The following is a 6,045-nucleotide window of genomic DNA, read 5'->3' as shown; positions in this document are numbered from 1 at the left end:
GCGGGCGGATGCCGCTGTCGCGGCTGCTCGAGGATGCGATCTGGTATGCGCGGGAAGGCATCCCCGTGACGCACAGCCAGTGGGCCTGCACGACGGCCAAGCGGGCCGAGCTGAACCCGATCGCGGGCTTTTCGGAGACGTTTCTGGTGAACGGGCAAGTGCCGCAGGCGGGCAGCCTGTTTTGCCAGCCGCGTCTGGCGGCCACGCTTTCTCGCTTGGCGGCGCGCGGAACGGACGACTTCTATCGCGGCGAACTGGCGCGCGAAATCGCCGCCGAACTGGCCACACTCGGCAGCCCGCTGACGCACGACGATCTGGCGGCTCACCATGCCAAACGGGTCGATCCCCTGTCGCTGCGCGTGCCCGGCGCCACGCTGTTCAACATGACGCCGCCGTCGCAGGGGGTCGTGTCGCTGATGATCCTGGGCATCATGCAGCGGCTCACCGGCTGGGACGGCGATCCTCTCGGGCCTGCGTTCGTGCACGCGCAGGTCGAAGCCACCAAGCAGGCGTTCGCGCTGCGAGACAAACACGTCACCGACCCGGCCTTCATGTCGGTGACACCCGGCTCGCTCCTGCAGGGCGATCTTCTGGACGATCTGGCCGGGCGCATCAGCCTCACCGAAGCAGCGCCCTTCGGCCGCAAGACCGACCCGGGCGACACGGTCTGGATGGGCGTCATCGACGGTGAAGGCCGGGCGGTCTCCTTCATCCAGAGCATCTATCACGAGTTCGGCTCCGGACTGGTGTTGCCCGGCTCGGGCATCAACTGGCAAAACCGCGGCTGCAGCTTCAGCCTCGATGCGGCGCACGTGAACGCGCTGGCGCCTGGCAAGCGGCCGTTCCACACGCTCAATCCCGCGATGGCCCGCCTGGACGACGGCCGTCTGATGGTCTACGGCACGATGGGAGGCGACGGTCAGCCGCAGACGCAGGCGACGGTCTTCAGCCGCATCCACCGTTTCGGCATCGCACCGCAGGCCGCCATCGAGATGCCGCGCTGGTTGCTGGGTCGCACCTGGGGCCAACCGAGCGACAGCCTCAAGCTGGAGGCGCGCTTTCCGGCTACGACCTTCGCCGCCCTCAGGGCCATGGGCCACGATGTCGAGGCACTGGCCGACTGGGACGAGTCGGTCGGCCATGCCGGCGCACTGATCCGCGAAGCCAACGGCCTGCTGGTCGGCGGTTTCGATCCGCGCAGCAACGGCGCGGTGGCGGCCTTCTGAATCCACCGAGGGGCTCGGGATTGGGAAGCGGCATGCCGTGCCGTGCCGGCGATTCGAGAGCGAGCGGCCGCAGAGTGGCGCAGGCGGCGCGCTGGCGCCGACCGGCACTGTGGCTCGCCGCCGGCTGCCTGGCCGTCCTGGCCGGCTGCGCGACGCAGCAGACGACCGACCCAGGGCCACCCCTCGATCCTGCTCGCGGTCGCGCGCTGATCACCCGCCTGCTGCCGCCCGCCACACCCGAGCCAGCCGCCTGGGCCACCGACATTTACGCCGCATTCGCCGCGATGGAGATCGCGCCCACGCCGGAAAACATCTGTGCCGTCATCGCGGTCACCGAGCAGGAGTCGGGCTTTCGCGCCTTGCCGGTCGTCCCCAATCTCGCCGCGATCACATGGCGCGAAATCGACCGGCGAGCCGAGCGGGCGGGCGTTCCCAAACTGATCGTGCGTGCTGCGCTGGCCGTGCCGTCGCCCAACGGCAAAAGCTACAGCGAGCGCATCGATGCCGCCAGGACGGAAGGCGAGCTGAGCCGGATCTTCGAGGACTTCATCGGCATGGTGCCGATGGGCCAGCGGCTCTTCGCCGGCTGGAACCCGGTGCGCACCGGCGGGCCGATGCAGGTGAGCATCGCTTTCGCCGAACAGCACGCGGCGGACAAAGCCTACCCGTATCCGGTGGGGGATAGCCTGCGCCGCGAGGTGTTCACACGGCGCGGCGGGATGTACTTCGGCATTGCCCATCTGCTCGACTACCCGGCGCCGTACAACACGCCCCTCTACCGGTTCGCTGACTTCAACGCCGGGCACTACGCCAGCCGCAATGCGGCCTTTCAGAACGCGGTCAGCACAGCGTCAGGCATTCCGCTGGCGCTCGACGGCGATCTGGTGCTGCACGGCCCCGAGGGCGCGGAGAGGCCCGGCAGCACGGAGCTGGCCACACGCGTCCTCGGCAAACACCTGAACCTGAGCGATGCGGCCATCCGCCGCGCTCTCGAGCAGGGCACGACGCAAGACTTCGATCGAACGCAGCTCTACGAGCGCGTGTTCGCGCTGGCCGACCCGCCGGGCCGGCCGCTGCCCCGCGCCATGCTGCCGAACATCCGCCTGCAAAGCCCGAAGATCACCCGCAAGCTCACGACCGCATGGTTCGCCAACCGGGTGAACGAGCGCTACGGGCGTTGCCGAGCGCGGGAAGCGGCGTAGCCCACCGGCGACGCCCCGCTGGGGTCTTCGGGCCACCGCGCGGGATGCCGAAAGGAATCGGCTGGGCCCTGTTTCGAGCGGCTCTTCAATCGCGAAGCGGTTGGCCGTGCCCCGGCCCCGCGGCCAAGTAGGCTTCGCGACAGGGGCAGAATTCATCGATGCACTTCCAAGCCACCCCCGCGTCCCGCCGCCATTTGCACGGCTCGCGCAGCCTAACTTTGGCTCTTGCCCTCGCGGTCATGGTCCTTGCCGGCTGCGCCGGCTACAGCCCGAAAGGTCTTCCCCAGGGCAGCAGTACGGCGCAGGCCATCGAACAGCTGGGCCCGCCCACGGGACGCTATGACAGCGAGAACGGCGGCGTGCGGCTGGAGTTCGCGCGAGGCCCGTACGGCAAACACACCTACATGCTCGACTTCGACGCCAACGATCGGCTGATCGCGTGGGAACAGGTGCTGACCGAACAGAACTTCCTTGAGTTGAAGATCGGCATGAGCAAGGCCGAGGTGCTGCGCAGCATCGGCAGTCCCTCGCACGTGCAGTTCCTGTCGCGCCAGCAGCACCAGCTCTGGTCCTACCGTTACGAAACGCCGTTCTGCATCTGGTTCCAGGTCAGTCTCGACACCAGCGACCGGGTGGCCGAACTGGGTCACAACATGGATCCGGCCTGCCAGAGCCGCAACGGCTTTCTTTGAATCCATGCTTTCGCTGTACGGCCTGCAGAACTGCGACACGGTGAAAAAGGCGCGCAACTGGCTCGACGGTCAGGGCCTCGCCTACCGCTTCCACGACTTCAAGAAGGCCGGCGTGCCCGAAGCGGCACTGGCACGGTGGATCGCCGAGACGGGATGGCAGCGACTGCTCAATCGACAGGGCACGACTTGGCGCAAGCTCGATACCTCGGCGCAGGCCGGCGTCGTGGATGCCGCCACTGCCGCGGCGCTGATGCACGCCCAGCCGAGTGTGATCAGGCGGCCGGTGCTGGAGAACGGCGACGAGGTGATCGTCGGATTCGACGAACAGCGCTATGCGGCCTTGCGCTGAAGAACGAATGACCGCAGCCCTGACAAACTGCGGCGGTCAGTGACGAGCAGGCCCCGGCGTGCCGTGCTCAGGCAGCGAGCAGCTGCCGGAGAACTCGGACGCGCGCCAGCGCGGCGGTCGTCATGAGGGCAGGCTCTTGCCTGCAGTTCTCAGGCAGCGAGCAGCTGCCGGAGAACGAAAGGCAGGATGCCGCCGTGCTTGTAGTAGTCGACTTCGATCGGCGTGTCGATGCGCAAGGTGAGCGGCACACGCTGCTCGCTGCCATCGGCCCACCGGACGACGAGCGTGGCGTCGGTCTGCGGCTTGATCTGTGCACCCAGTTCGATGTCGATGACTTCGCTGCCGGTCAGGCCCAGGCTCTCCCAGCCGTCGCCCGCCTTGAACTGCAGCGGCAGCACGCCCATGCCGACGAGGTTGCTGCGGTGGATGCGCTCGAAGCTCTTGGCGACGACGGCCTTGATGCCGAGCAACTGCGTTCCCTTGGCCGCCCAGTCGCGCGATGAGCCGGTGCCGTATTCCTCGCCACCGAAGATGACCGTCGGCACGCTGGCGTCCATGTATTTCATGGCGGCGTCGTAGATGGCCAGCTTCTGGCCTTTGAGCGGACCGTCCGCCTGGTACAACGTGTAGCCGCCTTCTTCGCGCGAGCCGTCGGCCTCGGCCGGCAGCATCAGGTTCTTGATGCGCACGTTGGCGAAGGTGCCGCGCATCATCACTTCGTGGTTGCCGCGGCGCGAGCCGTAGCTGTTGAAGTCGGCCTTGAGCACGCCGCGCTCGAGCAGGTACTTTCCGGCCGGCGTTGTTTCCTTGAAGGAGCCCGCAGGCGAGATGTGGTCGGTGGTGATGGAGTCGCCGAACAGGCCCATGATGCGCGCGCCGTGCACGCCGGATTCGAGCGCCGCCGGCTGCATGGTGAAGTTCTGGAAGAAGGGCGGCTCGGCGATGTAGCTGCTCTTGGGCCAGGTGTAGACGTTGCCCTTCACGCCCTTGATCCGCTCCCACAGTTCGCCCGGCTCGCTCTTGACCTTGTCGTAGTTCTTCTTGAAGGCCTCGCCGTCCATTGCGAACTTCATGAGCGCATGCACTTCCTCGCTGCTCGGCCAGATGTCGCCGAGGTAGACGTCGCGGCCCCCCGTGCCTTTGCCGACCGGCTCCGTCATCAGGTCGCGCTGCACCGTGCCGGCGATCGCGTAGGCCACCACCAGAGGCGGCGAGGCAAGAAAGTTGGCCTTGATGTTCGGGTGGATGCGCGCTTCGAAGTTGCGGTTGCCCGAAAGCACCGCCGCGCACACCAGGTCGTTCTTGCTGATCGCCTCGTTGATCTCGGGCGTGAGGTCGCCCGAGTTGCCGATGCAGGTGGTGCAGCCGTAGCCGGCCAGGTAGAAGCCGAGCTTCTCGAGGTAGGGCAGCAGACCGGCCTTCTGCAGGTACTCGGTGACGATGCGCGAGCCGGGCGCGAGCGAGGTCTTCACGTGCTTCTTGACCGTGAGCCCGGCCTCGACGGCCTTCTTGGCGAGCAGGCCCGCCGCCAGCAGCACGCCCGGGTTGGAGGTGTTGGTGCAGGACGTGATGGCGGCGATCAGCACGTCGCCGTTCCTGATGTCCAGGCCGTCACTCGTTGTGAAGCCTTGCCCGAGCTTGGCCGCCGGCTGGTTGAAACCGCTTTCGGTGGGCGGCTTGCTGAACAGCGAGCCGAACTGCGTCTTCACGTTGCCGAGTTCGATGCGGTCCTGCGGGCGCTTGGGGCCGGAGAGCGAGGGAGCGACGCTGCCGAGATCGAGCTTGACCACCGAGCTGTAGTCGATCTCGCCCGACCCGGGGACGCCGAACAGCTTCTGTGCCTGGAAGTAGGCGGTGAAGGCCTCGATCTCGGCCTGCGTGCGGCCCGTGCCCTGGAAGTAGGCGATCGTCTTCTCATCGACCGGGAAGAAGCCCATGGTGGCGCCGTATTCCGGCGCCATGTTGGCGATCGTGGCGCGGTCGGGCAGGGCGAGCGTGCGGGTGCCTTCGCCGAAGAACTCCACGAACTTGCCGACCACCTTGGCCTTGCGCAGGATCTCAGTGACGGTAAGCACCAGATCGGTGGCGGTGACGCCTTCGCGCAGCCGGCCCGTCAGCTCCATGCCGACCACGTCGGGCGTGAGGAAGTAGACCGGCTGGCCCAACATGCCGGCTTCGGCCTCGATGCCGCCGACGCCCCAGCCGACGACGCCGATGCCGTTGATCATGGTCGTGTGGCTGTCGGTGCCGACCAGGGTGTCGGGGTAGTGCATGCCGTCAGGAGTCTTGTGCACGCCGCGCGCCAGATACTCGAGGTTGACCTGATGCACGATGCCGAAGCCGGGCGGAACGACGCCGAAGGTGTCAAACGCGTCCATGCCCCACTTCATGAATTCGTAGCGCTCGCGGTTGCGCGAGAATTCGAGCTTCATGTTGAGGTCCAGCGAATCCTTAGCCCCGAAGTGATCGATCATCACCGAGTGATCGACCACCAGATCGACCGGCACGAGCGGCTCGATCGCCTTGGGATCCTTGCCCATCTTGGCCGCCACGTTGCGCATGGCCGCCAGGTCGGC

At 67.0% G+C, this 6,045-nt stretch carries 5 protein-coding genes; 4 read left to right on the top strand and 1 reads right to left on the bottom strand.

What is annotated here, in order from left to right; translation table 11 throughout:
* The 4 genes from H0W38_RS14775 to H0W38_RS14760 all read left to right on the top strand — a co-directional run.
* Window positions 1-1,226, top strand: a 1,226-nt coding sequence (locus tag H0W38_RS14775) for a gamma-glutamyltransferase family protein (protein WP_292455383.1), incomplete at its 5' end; no start/stop codon positions are given.
* A 32-nt stretch (window positions 1,227-1,258) separates the two neighbouring features.
* Window positions 1,259-2,428, top strand: coding sequence for a DUF1615 domain-containing protein (locus tag H0W38_RS14770; RefSeq protein WP_292455381.1), 1,170 nt, complete (start codon window positions 1,259-1,261; stop codon window positions 2,426-2,428).
* 194 nt (window positions 2,429-2,622) lie between these two features.
* Window positions 2,623-3,120, top strand: a complete 498-nt coding sequence (locus H0W38_RS14765; RefSeq protein ID WP_292455379.1) for a hypothetical protein — start codon at window positions 2,623-2,625, stop codon at window positions 3,118-3,120.
* Window positions 3,121-3,124: 4 nt separating this feature from the next.
* Complete coding sequence (locus H0W38_RS14760; protein WP_292455376.1) at window positions 3,125-3,469, top strand: ArsC family reductase; 345 nt, start codon at window positions 3,125-3,127, stop codon at window positions 3,467-3,469.
* A 149-nt stretch (window positions 3,470-3,618) separates the two neighbouring features.
* Here the strand turns inward: H0W38_RS14760 and acnA are convergent.
* Window positions 3,619-6,045 (bottom strand): aconitate hydratase AcnA (gene acnA, locus H0W38_RS14755; protein WP_292455373.1); only part of this gene is annotated, 2,427 nt, incomplete at its 5' end.

Source organism: Methylibium sp. (assembly GCF_013817365.1).
Classification (GTDB): Bacteria; Pseudomonadota; Gammaproteobacteria; order Burkholderiales; family Burkholderiaceae_C; genus Methylibium.
The sequence above is the reverse complement of the archived record's forward strand: the minus strand, read 5'-3'. Positions and strand labels throughout refer to the sequence as shown.